Here is a 21,022-nt window from a genome sequence, read left to right as displayed (position 1 = left end):
TCAACCAATACCAACGCATTCCAGGCATATGGTTATGGCCTTGGCCCATACAGTCAGGTGTTCATTGCGCAGCAACCCGAATAGAATCATGGCCAGACCCAGCGCCGGAAGCACCAGTCTGAGCATCTTTCCTCTCATCTCATCACCCCATATCACCCGGAGTCTATGGCTTTAAGCGCTCATCTGGCTGCAGCGTCCGGTTCAGGCCCGAGCAGCCTGTCAATCACTTTGCTGTAGCCCTCCAGGCTATTGCTGCCGCTGACCAATTCTCCCAGAACTTGACCGCTGCTATCCACGAAAATAGTGGCCGGAACATAATCGAAAGCCCGGCAGACACTTTTCTCCAGGGAAGCGTCGGGAATAACATTCTGATAGAGAGCACCGCTGGCTGAAACAATTCTTCTGGCGGCTTCCACATTCTTATCCACTACCACCCCCAGGATTTTAACCCCGGAGCTTTCATACTTCTTTTGCAGACGCTCCAAGTCAGGCATTTCTTTTATACAAGGTTGGCAAAAGGTACCCCACAGATTGATCATGGTCAGGGTGTGCTGTTGAAAAACCTGTTCGGTCACCGTCTGACCATTAAGGTCGGTTGCCGAAAACTCTGGAATAACATTGCCTGCCAAGGGGTTCTTTCCCGGTTTTGGTGCCGGGCTCCCGGTTTGGTTGCCAACCATTTCCTTTATCGGAGAATTGTGATCAATAGAGTCTGAGGCCGGGCTCCCGGTTTGCTCGTCCCGGCTGCATCCTGACGGAAGAAGTAAAATTAAAACCACGAGCAGTGCAATTAGTCTCTTCATTCACACCTCCGTGAACGGTATTTAAGTGAAAAGGCTATTTCTTATGTTTTTTCACATAAGCCTTTATTTCCTGAATCAATTCTTTTTTCAAAGTTTGAGACTTGATTTTCTTCGAGATTATCTCTTCTTCCGGGAATATTCCGTTAACGGTTTTTCTCACCCGGACGGTTTCCTCGAAAACCAACTCATCCGCCCTGGTCACCCGCACTTTGAGATCATAATCGCGGGTGCCTTCAATGCGCTTTCCTTTCAGCTGGGTTACATTAAGGATTACAAATTCATATTTGAACACATGAATTCCCCCTGATACAGATAATAGCGATTAATACTTAATTCGTAATCGCCTGCTGTTTTCCTTCCGGTAGAGAGGGAGAAACAGGCAGGGCAGGAACGGGGAGGGGAGATCAGGGTGACAATTGGGGGCGGTCCTTTTTGTCACCCAGTTGTCACCCGGCCCCCGAAGCCTACCAGGCCTGGCGGTATATATTCAGTACATCCTCCCGCCCCAGCCTTTGCAAGACTCCCAGTGAGCCTTTTAATACCGCATTGTCAGCCATGGTTTCCAGATCAGCAGCCTCTACGCCAAGGTCGCGCAGGCGCGAAGGAATGTTTAACGATATAAAAAAGGCCTGGAGGGCATCAATTCCTGCCACGATCAGATCATCACCCTCCAAGGCGGTTATGCCAAAGATTTTTTCAGCAAAACGGTGGAAAGTACCGGGATCGTTCTTGTACACATACCGCATCCAGACCGGCAAAAGCACCGCCAGCCCGGCTCCATGCGCCACCGGGTAAAAAGCGCTCAGGCTGTGCTCCATGCCATGGGTAGCCCAATCCCCTCCCCGGGTCCCCGGGGTTGTGCTGCCGTTGAATGCCAGGGTTCCGGCCCAGGCCAGCTGCGCCCTGGCTTGATAATCAGCCGGATCCCGCAAGACCTTGACGGCTTCTCTCATGACCGTTTTAATCAGTCCTTCCATATACTCCCTCATGACCTCCACATCCGTGCTGCCGTCAAAGTAGACCTCCAGGATATGGGTTATCATATCCACCGCTCCCTCGGCGGTGTTATGAGCGGGCAGAGTGCTCTGCACCGAAGGGTCAATGATGGATAAGCGGGGATACAGGTACTTGGAGCCCAGCCCCCACTTGGTCTGGTCATCTTCCCGGGTCAATACGGCATTATTATTCATTTCCGACCCGGTTCCAGATATGGTCAGAACTCCGTATATGGGTAAAGCCTGCTTAATCCGGGCTGCTCCGGCAAAGAAGTCCCATACCTCACCAGGGTGGTGATATCCTGCCGCGATTATTTTAGCACTGTCAAAAACACTGCCTCCGCCGACGGCTATCACTGCTTCAACCTGATATTCCCGGGCCAGCTCAATTCCAGTTTGTACCTTGGAGAGAACAGGATTGGGCTGCACCCCCGGCAGTTCCACAAATCCGACCCCGGCCTCATGCAGGGCAGAAGCAACCTGTTCATAAACCCCGTTGCGAAAAACCGAGCCCTGCCCATAAACCAGCAAAGCCTTCTTGATGCCGTCATTGGCTGCTTCCTTTCCCAATCGTTTGATGGTATCCTGTCCAAATATGATACGGGTAGGATTAACAAAACTGAAATTTCTCATGTTTAAGGCCTCCTTATCGCATATCTGTTATTTCATGGTAGCATACAATGGATTGCTAATCTCACCAAAGAGGTAATTTGTACTGCTATAATCATTTCCAAATATTTTTATGTCATCACCCCCAAAATCAATTGCTGCCTGGCGCATTCTTTAACAGAAGATGCTCACCGCTCTTGACGCTCAACAGGAGCATCGTATCTTCCGATTCGTTCCAAAAACCAGTCTCATAGTACTCTTGTTTGACCTTGAAAAACTACCCCGCCCCAGGGGTAGTTTTTCATTCTGTTTAGCATCAAACAGATAAGCTCAGGCGACTCAAGTTAAGCGCTTTCAAAAATTCCTGGGAATATGCCCGCCTTATGCAAGATTATAGCGTAAGAATGTGTAATGCATAGGCAAAGGGTAATTTTGAACCAGAAAGGTCGTGATGCGATGCCAGCCAGGCGCACGGGAGTTGTCTTGACTCTATTATTAGTCTTCTCTGTTTTCCTGACCGTCGGCCTGTTAAGTGCCTCCACCGTACAAGCGCAGGATGTTAATGTCTATATCAACGGGGTGCAAACCCTTTTCCCCGATCAGCTGCCTTATATCGATGAAAACGACCGCACTATGGTGCCGGTTCGCTTCTGCTCACTGGCCCTGGGCGCCACCGTTGAGTGGGATGCCGAACATATGCAGGTCATCATATCGCGGCCTGAAGATGAAACCGCTTCAACCCGCCAGGTCACTCTTACCATCAACAGCACAGAAATGCTGATTGCCGGCGAGTCTCCCCGGTCAATGGACACCGCAGCCGTGCTCAAGAACGGCCGCACTGTGGTGCCACTGCGCTTTATCTCCGAATTCTTTGCAGCCGAGGTGGTCTGGGATTCCCCCAGCCGCGCCGTACATGTTTTTACCCTGGGTCAAACCCCTGAAGAGCAGGCCCAGATCATTCAGAAGGCCTCTGTTGACGGGGCTGAGTTACCGCGCCTGAATTCGGCTCAAAACCTGCAGCGTCTATTAGATGAATACAATCAAAACAACTACCGGTTAGGACTGCAAAACGACCTGATGAAATCTGCCGCGTCGGTACAGGAACAAGCCGCCCAACCTGCGCCCGCCGCCGGGTTGTTAAGTGGCGGAACTGCTTATTCAGGCACCAACGTTCAGGTTGAAGGAGTGGATGAATCCGATATAGTAAAAACCGACGGGGAATACCTCTATCAGGTAAAAGACCGTGAGGTAATCATTGTGAAGGCCTACCCCGGCAGTGAACTACAGGTGGTGGCACGGGTTCCGGTTACGCAGCGACCCCGCGAGATGTACCTTCACCAGAACCGGTTGATTTTAATTCAGGATTCCGTGCTTAATCGTGATTACCCTGAGCCCGTACCCATGGAAGATACCGCCAAGAGGCTTATGCCGTCAATTTACCCGCCGGCTCAGAGCCGCACCCTAGTGACCATATTCGATACCAGTGAAAAGAGCCGCCCGGCAAAAATTGATGAATACGGCACTCCCGGCAACTACGTGTCATCGCGCAAAATCGGGAACAACATTTATCTAATCAGCAGCGAACATGTCTACCAGCCCTTTGAACCGGTCTATTCCGTCAACGGCCAGGAATACACCAAATCCTACGATCAGATTCGCTATTTCCCCGATATGCAGTTAAGCTCCTATGTGAACATCGCCCAGGTAAAATTAACCTCGGCCGGCAGCCAATTCGCTCTGGAGACCTTCCTGGGATCAAGCGGCAATGTGTATTGTTCGCAGAACAATCTTTATATAGCAGCTTCATTATACCGCCCCGCCTACTACCGCCAGGGGTACACGGAAGACAGCGAAAGCACCGTACTATACAAATTCGGTCTGGGCAACGGGGTGAGTTATGCCAGCCGCGGCCTGGTTCCGGGCACGATATTGAACCAGTTCTCCATGGACGAATATGACGGCTATTTCCGCATCGCCACCACCCGCAACGGATGGAACGCAGATAGATCCGGCAACGCGGTGTATATTCTCAATGCGAGCATGCGGCAGGTCAGTGCCATCCAAGATATAGCTCCGGGAGAAAGAATATACTCCGCCCGATTTATAGGCCCCCGGGCCTATCTGGTTACCTTCAAGCAGGTCGATCCTCTATTTGTGATAGACATGACTCCCTCAGCCCCAAAAATCCTGGGCAAGCTAAAAATCCCGGGGTTCAGCAATTATCTGCATCCTTACGGGGATCACTACCTGATCGGGCTGGGCAGTGAAGTGGAGGATAGCGGCAAAGCCACCCGGACTACAGGATTGAAACTGAGCCTGTTTGATGTTGCCGACGTCAATAACCCCATCGAAGTCAGCAAGGTAGTGATCGGAACTTCCGGAACCCGCTCCGAGGCTACCGACAACCACAAAGCCTTTATGATGTACCAGGATGTGGTAGCCTTTCCGGCGACTGTCTATGAAGGTGCCGGAGAGTATGGATCCTTTGCCTTCCAGGGGGCTTATGTATATAATGTCTCCCCGCAGGGCTTTACCCAGCAGGGCCGCATCACCCATATGGATGAGCAGGACTACCTCAAGGCAGGAGACTATTGGGGCGGAGGCAATCGTGAGATTCAGCGCGTGGTGTTTATCGGCGGCAATTTATACACATTGTCCGAAGGTATGATCAAAGCCAACCAGAACGGTACCCTGGCTGAACTGAACCGGCTGGTAACGGATTAGAGTCCTCCTTATAGGGGTCATCAAACACGATGACCCCTTTGCTTTTCATCCCCAAAAGGAAATGGCCATTCCCCTGTTCATGTACCCACATCCCCGGCCCATGCTGTATGTAAACCTTTCTCTGGCACTATGGCCCGCCGTGCATCCCCTTCCTCACAACTGGCGCCCGACAGTCTACCTGACTCAGGTGGCAAAATCAAGCTCTTTCCTATACAATAATGGTTATGAAACAAATAGCTGCAACCAACCGCATACTGGTTTTCGCGCCCCACCCCGATGATGATGTCCTGGGCTGCGGCGGCAGCATAGCCTGGCATGTTGAGCAGGGACATCAAATCAAGATAGTATATCTAACTTCCGGCGAATCCGGCAGTTTAGAAATCAGCAAAACCGAGCTGGCCGCTTTGAGAGAAAGCGAAGCCCTGGCCGCAGCCCGGACTCTGGGTGTAAAAGAAACCGAATTCCTGCACTGGCCGGACGGCTACCTCATGGTCGAACCGGAATACTTGCTGAAGCTGACCAGCTTAATAAGAGAGGAAAAGCCGCACCGGGTTTACCTGCCGCATAGCCAGGACGCGGTTCGTGATCACCTCGTCACCCACCGCCTGGTTATAGAAGCCATGCGCCGGGCTGCCGGGCCCTGGTTCCAGGAGTGCCTTTTGGAGCCCTGGTCTGTTGCCACCGCACTGGGTTACGAAATATGGACTCCGATTCTATCTCCTGGCTTAGCCCTGGACATTTCTAATTTTATGATTAAAAAAATAGCGGCACTAAATGAGCATCGCTCCCAATTAGAGGGCTTTCGCTATGATGACGCCATCACCGGCCTCAATCGTTACCGCGCGGTTATGAACAGCCGTTATGAGTACTGCGAATGTTTCCAGCTGATAAAAACACGAGAGGTAATGGATCAGCCTGCCTATGAGTAGCATCAATCCGTCCGTCCTCTTGATCACCCCGTTTCACAAAAGCCAGCGCGGCAATACCCTGACCACCCGGCGAATCTGCACCGGCCTGACCCGGCAGGGCTTAACCGCCGAGCTTTTATCACTGGAAGATACCGATTATCAGGTAAAGCTCCATCAGCACCTGGGCAGCGGGCGCTTTAATATGGTGCATGCCTTTAATGGCCTTTATCTGGCCAAAATAATGAGCAGCCATCCGCAATTGCTGGATTATCCCTTGATCGCGACTTTAACCGGAACCGACATCAACCTGCCCGGAAATCAAGAGTATACCGCCCTTGAGCCCGTGTTTACCGCCGCCCAATACATAGTGGTCTTCCATGAGGATTTTAAAAACCGGCTTTTAAGCCACCGCCCCTCTCTGGAAGAAAAGGTGGCGGTAATTCCCCAGGGCATATGTCTGCCCTCCGCACCAGCCCGGAAACCACAGGATTTTGGCATTCCAGTTGGCAGCACCGTGTTCTTGCTGCCCACCGGGCTGCGGCCCGTAAAAAATGTGGATTTGGCCCTGGACGGCTTAGAGCCGCTTGCCAACGAAGACAGCCGGGTGCGATTATTGATAATGGGGCCGGTAATTGATAAAACCTATGGCCTGCACATCTTGCAGCGCATCAAGGCCCTTCCCTGGGTCGTATATATAGGAGAAGTCTCACACACTGAAATCAGCGGGGTGTTTACCTTAGGCGATGTGGTCATGAACTGCTCTGAGGCAGAAGGTCAGCCCCAGGCAGCTCTCGAAGCCATGAGTTTGGGTGTGCCGGCTATTCTAAGCGATGTGCCGGGAAACCGGAGCATCATCAAAAATGGGCGGGAAGGGTTTTACATCAGAACCTCTCGGGATCTTTACCAGGCAGCCCGGATTTTGCTAACCCGGCCCGCCCTTCGGCAAGAGATGGGCCAGGCTGCCGCCGAACTGGTCAAGGCCAGGTTTGATTACACCTGTGAGATCAGGCAGCATATAGAAATATATAAAAAAGCACTGGGCGTCTCCCGGCATTGATCGGCCGGCTGCCGCTCCTGGCCTGCTTGGCCCAGTGCGGCACCAGCCCCCAGCGCATCAGTCTCAATTCGTTGCCAGAACTGTTTTGACTACTACTGGCAGGGTCTGGATCGGTGCCGCATTGCAACGCGGCTTTATGGCGAAACCCGAAGCAGCACATTAATCAGCCTTAAGAAAGGCTCAAGTAACCACCTTAAAAATTACGAACCATTCCTGTATCTGTTCAGTTGTCTGCACCGGTACAAGCCACTCCGGTATCTGCCCATCCAGCAATTGATTGTAGAATATGCCAGGGTTTTCCCCGGCGCCGTAGATCACCTTTTCAGAGGATTTTGGAGTCAGTACAACCAGATCCACCTGGCGTTCGCTGATAACGGAATAGGCTTGCCCGGCATTTGCAGCGGTCATCACCCGGTGGTTAAACAGAATCCCGTCGTCATTGCGATGATATGGGGTTGCGATCACCTGATGAGGAGTGCGGTACAGAACCTCCGGACCATAGTCCATATCAATCAATATCACCGCACTGGCCGGCAGATTATTATCGGGGTCATTCAGCCAGTCGCACAATAACCCGGTTTTGGGTGTGGCGGCGGCTGAATCATTGGCAGGACCCTCCAGCAGCAAACCTAATAAGAGAAAGCCAAACAAGAACAGGAAAATGGTGATGGCCCGGGTCAGAACTCGCAGGCTGCTCCGCCGGATCTCGGATACCTTCGCCAGAATCTGCCCGAGGAACATAGTCAGGGGGAGGATAAGCAGAGCTGAACAATAATAGACCCAACGTATTTGATAAAAAGTCAGGGGAATGAAAAGCAGCAGACCCAACATGCAGGTTAGCAGGTGTTCTGTACGGTAATTACGCGTTTTAACGGCAAACTGCCACAGTATAAAGCCCAGAGCCAATAGGATTGAGCCGATTACCGCCACTTTTGTAGTTGTAGATTCTGACATCAACGGTTGGACTTCTATAACCCAATTAAGCCAGATGGGGGCAATAGCTGGGTTTACCTGGCTGAAAGGCCCTTTAAAGAATGCAGGTACGGTAAGCCACAGGATCAGCCCATCCAGCAAAGCTATAGAGACGGCGGCACAGGAACGCCTCCACACAGCCTGCCGGCTGAATATCCTGAGAATCCATGCCGAAAGCGCAGCCAACAAAAATACAATAATATGTACTGCTGAAATCCGGTCATATTCAAACTGCAGCAGCAGGGCCGGCCGGTGTTCCAACAAAACGAACAGGCACGAAGATAATAGCAGTGACCAGGCAAAACCGGCCAGCTTTAGGCGATAACCCTCACCCTGTGTAATCCACAGCAGGGTCAGGGTGGCAAACACCAGCACAACACCAGTCAAGGCCTCTACACTGACCCACATCGCAATTCCGGCCAACAATCCCGCCCACAGCGCTATAGGGCGATTATGCGCTGGCAGTACCAGGCGCAACAGACAGCCCAGCAATCCGATGAAGAGCAATGACAACAGGCTGTGATGATCCGGGCGGCCGAAATGGTAGACCGACACCAGCAGAAACTGGCCCAGGAATATCAGCCAGAGCAGCCTCCGCTTCTCCTCGTCCAAAACCGGCCTGGCAGCCCAGGCTATTGCTGCCAGGCTAAAAACTCCAAGGATGGGGCTGATAACAATCCCCCACCAATACAAAGCTTTATGGAAGCCCAGCAATGGAGTAAGAAGACCTGCTCCCAATAAAAGTAGAATATCCAGGGCGCGGGTCCAGTGCAGGGTTTCCCCGTAGGGAGCATTGCTGCGGGGTATAAGCGAGTCAAACCAATCGCGGTCTGCGGCCAATTGTTCCACTCTTACCAGACGGGTGAAGGCATCAGTATCCACTAAATCCTTTTCCGGATACCCCTGCACAACATAATAGTAAACCAGCAAAATAGCAAACCAGGCGACCACTGTAAGGTAGAATATTGCCCGGTTGGAATCGGCATGGAGATGATACTTACTCGTTTTCATCAGTGCTTAGTTTCCATTTCCTCGTGGTACTCCTCATCTGTATTCACTTCCCACAGATCGTGTCTAGCCCCCTGTATGTTTTGGGCGGCTAATATACCGGTAAGTATAGAGTGATCCATGTTATTGTAGCGATGCAAGCCGTTGCGGCCGATGGTCTGCAGGTTATCCAGACCATTCAGAAATCGCTTTATGGCCGGCATGGCTTCTTGATAATCGTCATCATAAACAGGATAAGCTTTGGGCACTCTGACCACCCAGCCCCATTTGACGATATCCTTTTCTATCAGGCCGATCTGGCTGATCTCCTCTACTGCCATGTCGATTAAATCATCATCTGGGGACGACCATAACTCATCCCCCTCATTGCAGAAGTACTCCAGGCCCAAAGAACTGCATCCTTCTTCAGGAACCATGCTTGGACTCCATTGTTTGAAATTCTGTACCCGGCCCAGGTTCACCTCGGGGGAATGAACATAAATCCAATTATCCGGGAATAGGAATTCTTTGTTTAAAGCCAGGTTGACGGAAATGAAGTCCCGGTATTTCAAGAGATCTCCGGCCTTGACTACATCCGGATCGAGCCCGGGCCGAAGCAAATGAATCAGATCCCTCAAGGGCAGGCTGCTTATGGCATGATCAGCCTCGATTCGATTCTCCTGCCCGGTTTGGTCTACATATTCCACTGCTATAAACTTTGGTCCATTCATGTTGATCCGGCTCACCCTAGCATTCAGCAGTACTTTTCCGCCACACTTTTCTATGGCCCGGGCCATTGATTCATACATCTGCCCCGGCCCCAGGCGGGGATAGTGAAATTCTTCAATCAAGGTCTTTATGCTGTTCTTTTTAAACTGCTTAAACAGGGCATTGGTAACCGCTTTGACCAGATTCAATCCCTGAATGCGCTGGGCAGCCCATTCAGCTTTTAACTCTTTAGTGGACATGCCCCAAACTTTTTCGGTATATGATTTGAAAAAGTGGTTAAAAAGCCGATAGCCGAACCGGTTGGTAACCCAGTCTTCAAAACTCTCCTCGGGATGAATAGGCTTCACTTTGACTTTCATATAGCTGCCGACTATCTTCATTGATTCGTACAACCCCAGTCCTGATAGGGCATTAAAGGGCTTGATAGGATAGTCAAAGAACTTGCCCCGGTAGAATATCCTGGATAGCCTGGGCCGGAGCAGGAAATCCTCTTCCAGGACCTCGTTCCACAATTGTTCGACTTCCTCTATTTTGGTAAAAAAGCGGTGCCCTCCCTGGTCAAAGCGATAGCCGTCTTTTTCCACGGTCTTACTTATTCCGCCAACCTGTTTTTCCTTCTCAATAAGGGTCACCCGATAGCCCTTTTTGGCCAGTTCATACCCGGCAGCCAACCCGGCGGGGCCGCCCCCCATGATCACGACATTTTCCGCAGCCATACTAAAACCTCTCTCTGCTCATTGATAAACGAATAATCTGCGCCGGCCGAAGAAATTGAAAAAGAAGACCACCGCTACCGATACCGCCTTGGCGTACAGGTACCAAACCCCGAGCCAGACCAGCAGGTAGATGATAAAGTCATTCAGCAACAGTCCTACTACCCCGATGGATGCATACCATATGAACTCCTGAAGTAGCGGAAATTTGCTTTCCTTAAAAACGAACAACCTTGCCAGGATGTAGTTCACCGCCAGGCCGCAGGTAAAAGAAATCGTGGCGGCATGAATATGGTGAAATGCAGCGTACTCCACCAGTACATAGAGCAACCCCACATCCACCGCCAGGGCCGAAACGCTTACCAGGCCGTATTGGGCCATCTCGAGAAATATGGTCAGGTATTTATTTTGTAAACCACGGTGATATTTCTTCATTTGTCAATAATTCATCTTCCCAATTTAATATATCGAATTGAGGATAATTATCCAGTAGGTCTTTGCGCAAGAAAATAAAGATTTGGTACGCATCGACTTCATCTTTCCAAATATCATGGCCGGCTACCGGCTTAACCAGGGCATAATCAGCCACGCCGATCTGGTCCCCCAAAGTGAAGTTGGCATGAACGTTGGTGAATAACACATCGGGCTTCCCTCCGGCAATTAGGTCTTTAGTGTATAATCCTTCTGTGTCAATTCGATGTGTCAGATAGCGTTGGTTTGCGGCTTTATTATTGAAGTTGGAGAATATGTTTTCTTTGAAGTATGCCATGGCAGGAATCCCTTCGGTGTAAGCGTAATCTTCGTAGCTTTCAGCTGTGGCCCCATCTGCTATAATCCTCCAGGCTGCCACGATGTTTAATTGATCCAGCCGGTTCTCCTTCAAAAAAGCAGCCGCTTCGCGTCCGGTACCATAATTGAGGCTAATATCATTTTTTGCAGCAATCACCGACCAGCGCAAGGTGCTTATTAAGGCCAGGGCCAAAACAGCCAGGCCAAAATACCTGAAGTATTTGTTCCTGAACGCTGCTTCATAACTTCCACCAAGTTGGTCCGAACAACACCACATTATAAATAAATAGAACATTACCAATATTCCAATGTGATGATCCCAGAAATAGACCAACCCACTGAATAGTATGAAGAACAGGTATGGGAACAAAAATAACGCTCTCATCCGGGCAGCTTTGGCAATCTCAAAAAGCAATACGATTATTACATAGCTGAGCAGACCGCAGATTAAATAATCAAATAGGCTATTTGTGGCAGTAGCGGAGAAAAATGAAGTGAATATTGCATCAGCCGGTGCTATCAATAACATATAAAAGAGCCATGAGACATTAGAGTTGTTTTCTACTACCGCGTTTACAGCATAAGTATCTGGCAGCGGGTATGCGCTGAGCAGCAACAGAATATTAAAGATCAACAGCGACAGAAGCGCAAAAAACCGTTTGCTCCTAGGAAAAGACTTGATTCCCTGCAGGAAATTAAACTCCCGCCACATCTCGCCAAGCCAGACTAAAGCAATCCCCGCGCATATCACTATACCGTATAAACTTGACCCGCAGATCACTGCCAATGCCGCGGCAAATTGATAGGGCTTGTCATTTCGGTCTTTATAGTAAAGGGCACTCAATACAAAGCCCAGCATCATCATACTGTAGGTTCTGCTGATCACTCCATACTGGTAGAAGAAAAAATAAGTAAACGGGATTGTACAGCGGACTATTCTGGGGAATGGCGCTTTGAAGACAAGAAGCCCCATAGCGGCAATAGCAAAAACAAAATTTACAGCCTTGAGGCCGATTTCGAAAGGAAGGCCCAGTTTGGCAAAAGGCATAAGGGCTAAAAACCAAATAGGGGGGTGGCCTTCATAATGGGTTATGCTGGTCAGCAACTCAACCAGGGAAGCATCCTGAGCAATCAACCAGGCCTGAGCTTCGTCAAACCATGGCTCGTGGAAGTACATGATTACCAGTACTGCCGAAGCGTACAAAATTAAAATGATTGTTTCAGCAAAATAAGGTCGTTTTTTCATAAGTTAGTTGTTTGCTCCAATTAATGCATATATAGGTCTCCCACTGGCAACTGCACGGTACAATTAAGCCACAAGCCATACAAATATTTCATTATTTTCAAAAATTATGGAGAGTCAGTTTCAATATATTGATAATTTTCCCCTACGAAACTATTAATAAGGTATCTAGATATGTTAAGTGGATTTTCGATAGCATACATCAAATCATCTGTCTTGTATTGGCGAGGAATTCGTATTGCACTAAATACACTATTCCATATCATAATTGGTGCATCTGAGTCACCATACTTATGTACTATTTGTTCCTCAGAGTATCCATGTAATCCATGGTCAGCCTGAAGTACAATAACTGCATCTGGGTCGACTTCTAATATCATATCCACTATGTTAATAAGTACTTTAGTACAATAAGTGTGGTGATCTGAGTAGGAAGAAAAGGAATCATTATTTAAATTTAAATTACCTTGTTCATCAAAGTAATAAGGGAAATGAGGCATAAAGTTGTGAATTAATACAAATTGTGGTTTTAAAACCTCTTTGGAATGTAGCGTATCATAAATACTATTGATAAGAGTCGAGAATTTTGTACTTTCAGAACCTCCCAATAATATGTCTTCGGTTTTATCACAATATGTCGTTAGTTGATGATGTTCAGCATCATTTTTATTCATAAAATCAAATACGGCTCCCGGTATACCTCCGAGGAATAAGCTGCCTAATTGATGCGCAAAATAACGCGACCGATAGTATGAGCTATCCGCAAAATCGTCCTTTTCCACATAGTAGGGTAATTTAGCCAGTTCCTTTTCGGGAGTTTTATGGGCAGCTATATAATAAAAAAAATCAGTAGTCGGGAAAAAAATATCTTCGTCAATAGACATGGAAACAGTGGTATATCCCTTTGAATCAAATGCTAGTATAGTTTCATTATAGAATCGTGCATTGTATAAATCTGTGTATGAATAACTTTGAGGATTCATAGCTTTTTCATGGTCTATGAGAATCTCTTTTAAGTAAGTATCATAATATGTTGGGCACATCAAGGCCGGTACAGCAATTCTTGTTTTATGCCCGGATTCTAACATAGCGTCTTTATTGATACTGAATTCACGGTCCGATAATTGTGCATTCAATTTATTTTGAGGGTCATGGAAATAATTTTCCATAGCCTGAAAACCCAGTAATCCGTCACACAGAATCCAATATATGTTTGGAGTAGGTGTTTCACTATGTGAATATTCGGTAACAATTGTGTTGATGGGGATATTATCCGTTGAATTCGCTATAGTAAACAATGGGTATATATTTAAGGTTATCATTACTAGTATCATTATGCTAAAAATTTTCGGAAAATAATTGAATTTATATTTCATAGTATATTTATGAATAACATAAGCAAATATATAGCTAAAAAGAGGAATAAGTAGAACCTTCGTATAATCGTGCTTATTCCCAAATATATGCATATCTAAAAAAGAATCATGAATATAATCGTAGCTAAATATAAGGATAACAAAAAAAATACAAGTAATGAAAGTTGTAGGCAAGGAAGAAAATATATACTGAATTAACCACCAAAAAGCTGCAACAGTAATCATTAAAATCAAATCTAGAACTAATACTTGTTTCAAGGATAAATATTCAATATTTTGATTATACAGAAATAGTAAAGGAATTATCGGTAACAATACTGTGCTTATACAAAGAATTCGTTGATCATTCATGTTCCCTTTTTTTCCTTAGGTGATAAATTACTCGTTCACTGTTAAGGATATTTTCGGATCTAATAAAATCAAAATAATGTTGAAATGCTTTTTCAAATTCTGATTTAGTATAATTAAGGAATATATCGTCCCTAGTAGCAAGCAAAACTTGGACTTGAGAATCTTCTTTTGGCACAAATTCGATGATTAGATTATCTGATAGTAGCGCAAGCCATTCAGCAATCTTTTCAAAAGGTGCATTATTGCTTATGGCAAGATGATGTATAAGTGCAAGAGCCACTATACAATCTGGTTTTTGTCTTTCTTCAATGGATAGGCGCTCACGATTGGCGAAACCCAAGCCAGGACTTGGATTGGTTAAATCTAATAATAAAGGTAAAATACTATTTTTGTATTTTTTCACTAATTGATAATTTTTCTCGACAGCGATAGCATCAAGATCAAACGATATTACTAAAGAGGCCCCATTTTCTAAGACTATACGAGAGAATCTTCCATCATTGGCTCCAAGATCCCAAACAATATTGAAGTCATTCAACTTGAAAAAAGAAGATACGATTTTTTCCTTACTTTTAAGAGCTGTATCGGAATAATTAGTATTGTTATAATAATCCATCCATTCAGTAACAACCCCTTTGAGGGTTATTCTTTGAACAGTACTTATTAAACTGTCTATGAGAGCGACATAATTAAATTTGTTAATATGTACATTCCTGGTTTTCCCTAATACCTTTCCATCTTGCGAATATTTACTTATAGCTCGGGCATGCCAATGTATGTGTTGCTTTGCGCTAAATCCTCCCTTGCCTTTTAATAATTTACTAGCAAGATCTATCGGTATGCCATCAATGTAGATACGCATTAATTGTGATAATCTTATATCTATGTTTGCCATTAACATTAAAGGAGCAAGGAAATGTCGGCAAAACTGACCATAGGCAATCCATGGAGTTCCCTCATGATAAAAATCAAACGATAAGGTGTCAATAAGTTTAGGGACTCCATTAAAAAACTGAATATTGTAAGCGCTTGCATCTTTTAGAATCATTCCATATTTTAGCGCGCATTTATGTATTTTCAGAGTAGTTAATGCTGCATCTTTCAGCTGACTAAACGACCATTCATACGGATATGAAATAAAATTAATCTTTGCAGGCTGAATAACCATATATTTATTTGGATCATTGGTTTCTAAATCAATTGGTTTATGGTCAACTAACAGTTGCTCTGTAACTAGATTTTGGTATAAACCCGAATTCATCAGATGATCATATTGGGCTTTATAGCTGTTGTTAACCTGCCTGAAAACATAATTATCAACCGAAAATATAAAACCTGAAGGGTCACGGAATGAGCTATATTCTTTCTTCATTACTATCTTCCATATTTGTTTTGTTCTTCTTATTAAAAAGTGAAATTGCTTTTTTCTTCGCTAGTGCGAAATATGCCCCTAAACCAGCAATTAATGCCACAATTAGTTGAAAAATCATGCTCCCAAAACCCGGATCAAGATACATAGTAAATACCTCTCTTATTTGTTATTTGACTTAGTTTATTAAACTCAAATTTCTTACTAATTAAGTTACGCTATAAGGCAACACAATCCTGCAAAATTGTCATTTTTTACCTAAATAACAATATAGTTTAATAATTAAACCAGTTGACGCCCTAGATACGTCAAACTTCGGCTATTGTCTCATACTGTTTTTTTGTGCATATATTATCTATTTCGACAACAGCTGATGCCCCACCTCCGTACTGGTTACCGCAATGCTCCCGGCCGGCAGTTCCAGGACGGAGTAAGCATTTTTATAAAAAGGCAGGGTTTTACCTTCGGGCACATTCTCATATAAAGCTACAACCCGCAGATCCCGGTCAAGATAAATAACATCGATGGGAAAGCGCATAAAAAAGGTATGTACGCTCTTGCACGGGGTTATAAGCATGCCCTCACCCGCTGGCAATGACTTGTACGGTAAGAGGCCGCAAAGGCGTTTCCAAAAGGTATTGGCCTGTATAGTGTGTTCACATAGAGATTGATTTGTATCTTGGTTCAGCAACCCGTCATGGCCTCCTTGGTGAGCTGCAATTGCATCGGAAAGAAGCACCTACAGAAGTTTCCGCAAAGTAGTAAATGGTATTAGTAGCAAAAAATACTTAATCGGCTGCCTAACATTACCGTTCTGACATTATTCGTGAACAAACGCAGGTTTCCTTTTTTTTGCAGGCGATGTTCTCCAAATTGCACCGCATCTTCTGATAGAAAAATACACTTTGTAACGCAACAGCTAATCATATTCCCGCATTAAGCAAGAAATACAATATTGATCCCATACTGAATTTATCGTAAGACAGGTCGGAGACTTTAGTACAGAAAACTGATTAACTGCCGCAGAGAAGAAGCGGCAGTTATTAATGACAGGCTAGCGGCAGGAGTTTTCATATCAAAAGCAGAATGCCCAACATTACATAGCAGGCGCCTAAGACTTTCCAGATGGTAAGGCTTTCCCCCAATAACAGAACCGCGCAGATGACCGTGACCAGGGGGGCGCTGGCCATGATCAGGGATACTACGCTCACATCCCCGTATTTGACAGCGGTATAGTAGGCCAGGTCCCCTATCACAGTAGCCAGGATGGCTTCCATGCCCAGGAGCAGTCCCACCTGCCAGGTAAATCCTTTTAAAAGATCCCCGAAAGAGCCGCTCATAGCCACCCAGCTGGTCACGATTATGGCCGCGAACATGGTGCGGACAATTAAGGCCGCGGCAGGATTGACCCCGCGCAGGCCCACTTTGGCGAAAATTGGCGCAATACCCCAGCAGATCATGCCAAATACAGCAATCCAGATAACCATCATACGGTTTCTCCTCAACGCGTCAACCAGGCAGCGCCTGACCTGGTCATACCAATTAAACTTCACACCTCGATATCCTCCTGCCCGGTCTTCGGTACAGAACAGGGGTTGCTGCCGTTGCCAAACTGCTTCAAATGGCCAGGCCACTCCCGGGTCCCGTCGCCTGGCAAGGCTTAAACCTGAGGGTTGGACTCTGTTACCATCCTATTGCTTCCGCTTTCAAATCATGCTAAATTCCAGCCCGCCCATGTTTAACGCCAGCTATAGATATTCGGTTTATGCCCTGATCCTGTACTAAATAGTGCAGTTCATATACCTGGTGTCTGCACCAACCTTTACCTGTCCTGCATATGTTAGGAGTATGGGCGGGATATCTATTAACCGTTTGCATTTATGAAATAACCAGCTCCGGGAGGGTATTATGAGTTGCAAAAAGAACAATCCGCCGCCCCTCTCTATGAGGCAGTTCTTAAATATGTGAGCGATGGGGTGGTCCCTTTTCACGTGCCCGGGCACAAGCAGGGGCGGGGCTTGCCGGAAATGGCTTCCCTTTCAGGACAACAGCTGCTCGGTATGGATGTCAACGGAATGAAAGATTTAGACTTTATCGGCAACCCCTCCGGGGTGATACGGGAAGCTCAGATGCTGATGGCCAGGGCTTTCCATGCCCGGCGGGCCTATTTCCTGGTCAACGGAACTACTTCCGGGGTGCAGGCCATGATCATGGCAGCCTGTGAACCGGGCAGTGAGATCATCATTCCCCGCAACGCCCACAAGTCAACCTTTGGAGGCATCATCCTCAGCGGCGCCATGCCGGTATATGTACAACCGCAGTGCGACCGCCGTTTGGGTATAGCCACCGGGGTGTCCCTGTCGGATATGGAAATGGTTATCAAAGCCCATCCCCATGCCCGAGCGGTTCTGGTGATAAATCCCAGTTATTACGGCATAGCTGCTGATTTAAAGGCAATAGTCAATCTGGCCCACAGCTATGATATGGCGGTCTTAGTCGATGAAGCTCATGGAGCCCATTTGTACTTCCATCCCGGCTTCCCGGTCACCGCCATGGAAGCCGGGGCCGATATGAGTGCCGCCAGTATGCATAAAACCTCGGGTTCGCTGACTCAGTCGTCGGTCCTGTTGTACCGGAGTAAAATGATCGCGGTGGAGCGGGTCAAACATGTGCTTGACTTGACCTATACCTCCAGTGCCTCCTATCTTTTGATGGCTTCCCTGGATCTGGCCCGCAAGCAGATGGCCCTGCAGGGCCGCAAACTGTTGAGCCAGACCCTGCAGCTGGCCAGGGGAGCCCGGGATTCCATCAACCGGATTGCGGAGTTGTATGCTTTCGGGCCAGAGATGTTAGGCAAGCCGGGCTGTTACGGTTTCGATGAAACCAAACTGGGAATTCACGTTGCCGCTCTGGGGATAAGCGGCTATCAGGTTGAAGACACCTTGCGCAAGCGTTTCAATATACAAGTGGAGATGTCGGACTTACACAATATATTGGCCATAGTCACCATCGGGGACAACGAGCTGCAAGTGCGGCAATTGGTTGAGGCCCTGACTCAACTGGCCTCCGAGGCCAAACATAAAAATAGCCCCTTTTATTTCGAAATACCTCCTCCTCCGGAGATGATCGTCTCCCCCCGGGACGCTTTTTACAGCCCCACTAAATCGGTGTCGCTTCAGGCCGCTGACGGCGAAATCGCCGCTGAGATGCTGATGGCCTACCCCCCGGGGATTCCGGTGGTCCTGCCCGGAGAGCGCATAACCGCCAACATGATCGATTATATAGAATTGCTCAAACAGCAGGGCTGCGCCCTGCAAGGCACTGCCGACCCCAAAGTCAACTGCATCCGAATCCTGGGCTCCCAGTGACACGAGGGAAGCTTCCGCTTGCGTCCAACTGTCTATTGGCGATTGAGCAGCCTTACTCCCACCCAATTATCGGCAACATAAAAATCTTTGTGGCTGGGAAACTAACTATATATCACTTATGGGAGGTTTATCAGCTATGGATATAGAGCGGGCACACGATATCGTTAATTCCTTGGGGGTTATTGAGGTATTATACCAGGGAGAACCGATTTGGATAGAAGATATCAACGGGGATCAGGCCCGGATCGATTTCCTCGACCGCCGTCAAAAAGCGGAAGTGCCGGTGCGTGATCTGATTGAGAGTGTGTGAGACAGGGTGCTTCACAGGATTACCAGGATTGATTTTCAGCCCATGGGGGCATGTTTCCAATAATAGCGGCAGCGCTCCTCGCGGCAGCCGTGGGGGTGCCGGTCACTGTCGATACAGTAAATTTCCGCCGCCACGGGCAGGTCGATTTGCAGGGTTTCCTGCAATACCTGAGCAGCAGTGATCAAGGACGTGCGGAGAAAATTCTTGCAGCAGCAGGGGCCGGTTTCGTCGGCTATGGCGGCAATAACCTTTGACACCGCTCTCATGGTAGTGCTGGTCTCCAGGTCGCCAGGGCAGCTCGCCCCCAGGATAACGCTGAAAACCGCGCCCATAGCCGGAGCCATGCCACAAATGCCGGTTAATCCGCAATAGGCGCCGATAGCCTGTTTGCGGGTTCGGCTCAGGGCCTCTTCCATCATCTCCTCAGTTATCTTAAGGGGTCCATGATTTTTCAAGGCCACCATCAAGGCTGCCACGGCTATCCAGGCATGCTCACAGCCCAGCATCGGCAGAGGGATTTTATTTAACATGCCTTCGGCCAGGAGCAAGGGATTATCGCCTTCAGCCAGCTTCATGAAGCTGCGCATGGGGCGCAGATAACGCTCGCCATGGCATGATTCGCAAATATAATGGCCTTGACCGCAGTGTACATGGGCCAGTTCAGTTTTACCGCAGAAATGGCAGCTCATTTCCCGTCCGCCCTGCAGATATTCAATCTTTTCCCCGCACACCTGGCAAAGATCCTGGTTTTCACCGTACCCACCGGCACAGTCCCCGCCCGCTTCTCACCAACGCCTTGGCTTGTGCTCCAGCATCCTGAAATCCCCCGTTTTTTTAACAGCTTAATTAAGTATAACATAGGGGGCTCATGATGGCCGATACCGGCAGGAAAGGGTCGGGATGGCGGGCAGACCGCAGCGGGAGGCCCAGCGCCTTGCAGGCATAACCTGACTCCGCTGGTCGGGTATGTCCAGGCAGAAAAGCTCCCGGACAGCATGTCATATATGGGGCAAAGTGGCTTTCGCTTCTAATTATTAAGGGCTTACCTGTTGGAAGATGTGATCCGCCAGGGATCCCACTGCCAGGTTTTTGGGTATGTAGGTTCCCAATTGCTCCGACCAGTGATACCTGTCACTATAGGCCTTCTTATTCTTGCTGATCTGTTCCAGCTTTTGCAGCAGAATGTCTGCTTCCTCCTTGGTGTTATAAGCCGCCAGGCTGATGCGCACCATGCCCGGCAATTTATGGAGCTGCTTCTTCTGATAGTATTCCAGATGGCCCGGGTTTTCCTTTTCCCCCAAGAGCTGCCTGACATACCCCTGGGCACAGAAGCACCCGGTGCGCACCCCGATGCCGGCTTCGAAACACAGTACGGCTCCCACCAGGGCATGGGGCAGGCCTTTGAGGTTGAAACTGATCACCCCCACCCGGGGGGTACTTCCATACAGGATCACCTCGCGGTTATGACCCAGCTGCTCCATCAAATAAGCAGTAAGTCGCTGTTCGCTGTGGCTCAGCCGCAGCATGCCCAGTTTTTTAATGAAATTCAAAGTGGCAGCAAGGGCGTAAGCACCGGGGACATTGGGGGAGCCGGCCTCGTCCCGGTCCGGGGGAACCCCCCAGTAAACCGCCTGGGAGAATACCATATTCACGGTGCCGCCGCCGCTGTATTCCGGAGCGCCCCGGGCGAATAACTTCCGCGGCCCGATCAATACCCCG

General features: G+C 48.1%; 21 protein-coding genes. 5 read left to right on the top strand and 16 right to left on the bottom strand.

Going from position 1 to position 21,022, the window contains the following annotated elements; translation table 11 throughout:
* The 4 genes from B2633_RS09835 to B2633_RS09820 all read right to left on the bottom strand — a co-directional run bounded on the left by B2633_RS09835 (position 1) and on the right by B2633_RS09820 (position 2,431).
* Positions 1-138 carry a CD1871A family CXXC motif-containing protein gene (locus B2633_RS09835; protein WP_483170449.1) on the bottom strand — a complete coding sequence of 46 codons (138 nt, stop codon included), beginning with the start codon at positions 136-138 and terminating at the stop codon, positions 1-3.
* Between the two features lie 41 nt (positions 139-179).
* A complete protein-coding gene (locus B2633_RS09830) occupies positions 180-803 on the bottom strand; it encodes a TlpA family protein disulfide reductase (RefSeq protein ID WP_483170448.1) in 624 nt (207 codons plus the stop codon).
* A gap of 34 nt (positions 804-837) precedes the next feature.
* Entirely contained in the window at positions 838-1,095 is a 258-nt protein-coding gene (locus tag B2633_RS09825) for a hypothetical protein (RefSeq protein WP_481041267.1), read from the bottom strand.
* Positions 1,096-1,267: 172 nt separating this feature from the next.
* Positions 1,268-2,431 (bottom strand): iron-containing alcohol dehydrogenase, encoded by a 1,164-nt coding sequence (locus B2633_RS09820; RefSeq protein ID WP_483170446.1) that lies wholly within the window; start codon positions 2,429-2,431, stop codon positions 1,268-1,270.
* Positions 2,432-2,863: 432 nt separating this feature from the next.
* Here B2633_RS09820 and B2633_RS09815 point away from each other — a divergent pair, with 432 nt between their 5' ends.
* The 3 genes from B2633_RS09815 (at position 2,864) to B2633_RS09805 (ending at position 7,096) form a co-directional block, all read left to right on the top strand.
* On the top strand, positions 2,864-5,131 hold the full coding sequence (locus B2633_RS09815; protein WP_483170444.1) for a beta-propeller domain-containing protein: 2,268 nt from the start codon (positions 2,864-2,866) through the stop codon (positions 5,129-5,131).
* A 224-nt stretch (positions 5,132-5,355) separates the two neighbouring features.
* The gene (locus B2633_RS09810) at positions 5,356-6,060 is read left to right on the top strand and encodes a PIG-L deacetylase family protein (protein ID WP_483170443.1); all 705 of its coding nucleotides are present in this window, start codon (positions 5,356-5,358) and stop codon (positions 6,058-6,060) included.
* Positions 6,053-7,096: a glycosyltransferase gene (locus tag B2633_RS09805; RefSeq protein ID WP_483170442.1), complete on the top strand. Its 1,044-nt coding sequence runs from the start codon at positions 6,053-6,055 to the stop codon at positions 7,094-7,096. Before B2633_RS09810 ends, B2633_RS09805 begins: the two co-directional genes overlap by 8 nt.
* Here B2633_RS09805 and B2633_RS09800 read toward each other — a convergent pair.
* The 10 genes from B2633_RS09800 to B2633_RS09755 form a co-directional block, all read right to left on the bottom strand.
* Positions 7,044-7,154, bottom strand: coding sequence for a hypothetical protein (locus B2633_RS09800; RefSeq protein WP_483170466.1), 111 nt, complete (start codon positions 7,152-7,154; stop codon positions 7,044-7,046). The genes B2633_RS09805 and B2633_RS09800 overlap by 53 nt on opposite strands.
* 122 nt (positions 7,155-7,276) lie before the next feature.
* A complete protein-coding gene (locus B2633_RS09795; protein ID WP_483170441.1) occupies positions 7,277-9,079 on the bottom strand; it encodes a hypothetical protein in 1,803 nt (600 codons plus the stop codon).
* Positions 9,079-10,500: an NAD(P)/FAD-dependent oxidoreductase gene (locus B2633_RS09790; RefSeq protein ID WP_483170440.1), complete on the bottom strand. Its 1,422-nt coding sequence runs from the start codon at positions 10,498-10,500 to the stop codon at positions 9,079-9,081. The genes B2633_RS09795 and B2633_RS09790 overlap by 1 nt, the downstream gene beginning before the upstream one ends.
* 18 nt (positions 10,501-10,518) lie before the next feature.
* On the bottom strand, positions 10,519-10,932 hold the full coding sequence (locus tag B2633_RS09785) for a GtrA family protein (RefSeq protein ID WP_483170438.1): 414 nt from the start codon (positions 10,930-10,932) through the stop codon (positions 10,519-10,521).
* On the bottom strand, positions 10,901-12,532 hold the full coding sequence (locus tag B2633_RS09780) for a hypothetical protein (RefSeq protein ID WP_483170436.1): 1,632 nt from the start codon (positions 12,530-12,532) through the stop codon (positions 10,901-10,903). The genes B2633_RS09785 and B2633_RS09780 overlap by 32 nt, the downstream gene beginning before the upstream one ends.
* Positions 12,533-12,636: 104 nt before the next feature.
* Positions 12,637-14,163: a sulfatase-like hydrolase/transferase gene (locus tag B2633_RS09775; protein ID WP_483170435.1), complete on the bottom strand. Its 1,527-nt coding sequence runs from the start codon at positions 14,161-14,163 to the stop codon at positions 12,637-12,639.
* A gap of 85 nt (positions 14,164-14,248) precedes the next feature.
* Positions 14,249-15,628: a hypothetical protein gene (locus tag B2633_RS09770; RefSeq protein WP_483170434.1), complete on the bottom strand. Its 1,380-nt coding sequence runs from the start codon at positions 15,626-15,628 to the stop codon at positions 14,249-14,251.
* A complete protein-coding gene (locus B2633_RS09765) occupies positions 15,612-15,773 on the bottom strand; it encodes a hypothetical protein (RefSeq protein ID WP_483170433.1) in 162 nt (53 codons plus the stop codon). The genes B2633_RS09770 and B2633_RS09765 overlap by 17 nt, the downstream gene beginning before the upstream one ends.
* A gap of 207 nt (positions 15,774-15,980) precedes the next feature.
* The gene (locus B2633_RS09760; protein ID WP_483170432.1) at positions 15,981-16,364 is read right to left on the bottom strand and encodes a DUF192 domain-containing protein; all 384 of its coding nucleotides are present in this window, start codon (positions 16,362-16,364) and stop codon (positions 15,981-15,983) included.
* A 331-nt stretch (positions 16,365-16,695) separates the two neighbouring features.
* Positions 16,696-17,178 carry an EamA family transporter gene (locus B2633_RS09755; RefSeq protein ID WP_483170430.1) on the bottom strand — a complete coding sequence of 161 codons (483 nt, stop codon included), beginning with the start codon at positions 17,176-17,178 and terminating at the stop codon, positions 16,696-16,698.
* 360 nt (positions 17,179-17,538) lie between these two features.
* On the opposite strand from B2633_RS09755, the gene B2633_RS09750 reads away from it, so the two are divergent.
* Together B2633_RS09750 and B2633_RS09745 are read left to right on the top strand one after the other, a co-directional pair.
* Positions 17,539-18,993, top strand: a complete 1,455-nt coding sequence (locus tag B2633_RS09750; RefSeq protein WP_483170429.1) for an aminotransferase class I/II-fold pyridoxal phosphate-dependent enzyme — start codon at positions 17,539-17,541, stop codon at positions 18,991-18,993.
* A 136-nt stretch (positions 18,994-19,129) separates the two neighbouring features.
* Complete coding sequence (locus B2633_RS09745; RefSeq protein ID WP_483170428.1) at positions 19,130-19,303, top strand: H-type small acid-soluble spore protein; 174 nt, start codon at positions 19,130-19,132, stop codon at positions 19,301-19,303.
* A gap of 35 nt (positions 19,304-19,338) precedes the next feature.
* Here B2633_RS09745 and B2633_RS09740 read toward each other — a convergent pair whose 3' ends face one another.
* Both B2633_RS09740 and B2633_RS09735 read right to left on the bottom strand, forming a co-directional pair.
* A complete protein-coding gene (locus B2633_RS09740; protein WP_483170427.1) occupies positions 19,339-20,034 on the bottom strand; it encodes a DUF5714 domain-containing protein in 696 nt (231 codons plus the stop codon).
* 303 nt (positions 20,035-20,337) lie between these two features.
* On the bottom strand, positions 20,338-21,022 hold a 685-nt coding region (locus B2633_RS09735; protein ID WP_483170426.1), incomplete at its 5' end, for an aminotransferase class V-fold PLP-dependent enzyme.

Origin of the sequence: Syntrophomonas sp. UBA1041, assembly GCF_002316705.1 — a bacterium.
Lineage (GTDB): Bacteria > Bacillota > Syntrophomonadia > Syntrophomonadales > Syntrophomonadaceae > DTU019.
This window is presented reverse-complemented; position numbering and strand designations above follow the sequence as displayed.

Excerpts from the sequence above, each read along its gene's own strand:
- B2633_RS09835 (WP_483170449.1), bottom strand. The coding sequence starts at position 138 with ATGAGAGGAAAGATGCTCAGACTGGTGCTTCCGGCGCTGGGTCTGGCC.
- B2633_RS09830 (WP_483170448.1), bottom strand. The coding sequence starts at position 803 with ATGAAGAGACTAATTGCACTGCTCGTGGTTTTAATTTTACTTCTTCCG.
- B2633_RS09820 (WP_483170446.1), bottom strand. The coding sequence starts at position 2,431 with ATGAGAAATTTCAGTTTTGTTAATCCTACCCGTATCATATTTGGACAG.
- B2633_RS09815 (WP_483170444.1), top strand. The coding sequence starts at position 2,864 with ATGCCAGCCAGGCGCACGGGAGTTGTCTTGACTCTATTATTAGTCTTC.
- B2633_RS09810 (WP_483170443.1), top strand. The coding sequence starts at position 5,356 with ATGAAACAAATAGCTGCAACCAACCGCATACTGGTTTTCGCGCCCCAC.
- B2633_RS09805 (WP_483170442.1), top strand. The coding sequence starts at position 6,053 with ATGAGTAGCATCAATCCGTCCGTCCTCTTGATCACCCCGTTTCACAAA.
- B2633_RS09800 (WP_483170466.1), bottom strand. The coding sequence starts at position 7,154 with ATGCGCTGGGGGCTGGTGCCGCACTGGGCCAAGCAGGCCAGGAGCGGC.
- B2633_RS09795 (WP_483170441.1), bottom strand. The coding sequence starts at position 9,079 with ATGAAAACGAGTAAGTATCATCTCCATGCCGATTCCAACCGGGCAATA.
- B2633_RS09790 (WP_483170440.1), bottom strand. The coding sequence starts at position 10,500 with ATGGCTGCGGAAAATGTCGTGATCATGGGGGGCGGCCCCGCCGGGTTG.
- B2633_RS09785 (WP_483170438.1), bottom strand. The coding sequence starts at position 10,932 with ATGAAGAAATATCACCGTGGTTTACAAAATAAATACCTGACCATATTT.
- B2633_RS09780 (WP_483170436.1), bottom strand. The coding sequence starts at position 12,532 with ATGAAAAAACGACCTTATTTTGCTGAAACAATCATTTTAATTTTGTAC.
- B2633_RS09770 (WP_483170434.1), bottom strand. The coding sequence starts at position 15,628 with ATGAAGAAAGAATATAGCTCATTCCGTGACCCTTCAGGTTTTATATTT.
- B2633_RS09765 (WP_483170433.1), bottom strand. The coding sequence starts at position 15,773 with ATGTATCTTGATCCGGGTTTTGGGAGCATGATTTTTCAACTAATTGTG.
- B2633_RS09745 (WP_483170428.1), top strand. The coding sequence starts at position 19,130 with ATGGATATAGAGCGGGCACACGATATCGTTAATTCCTTGGGGGTTATT.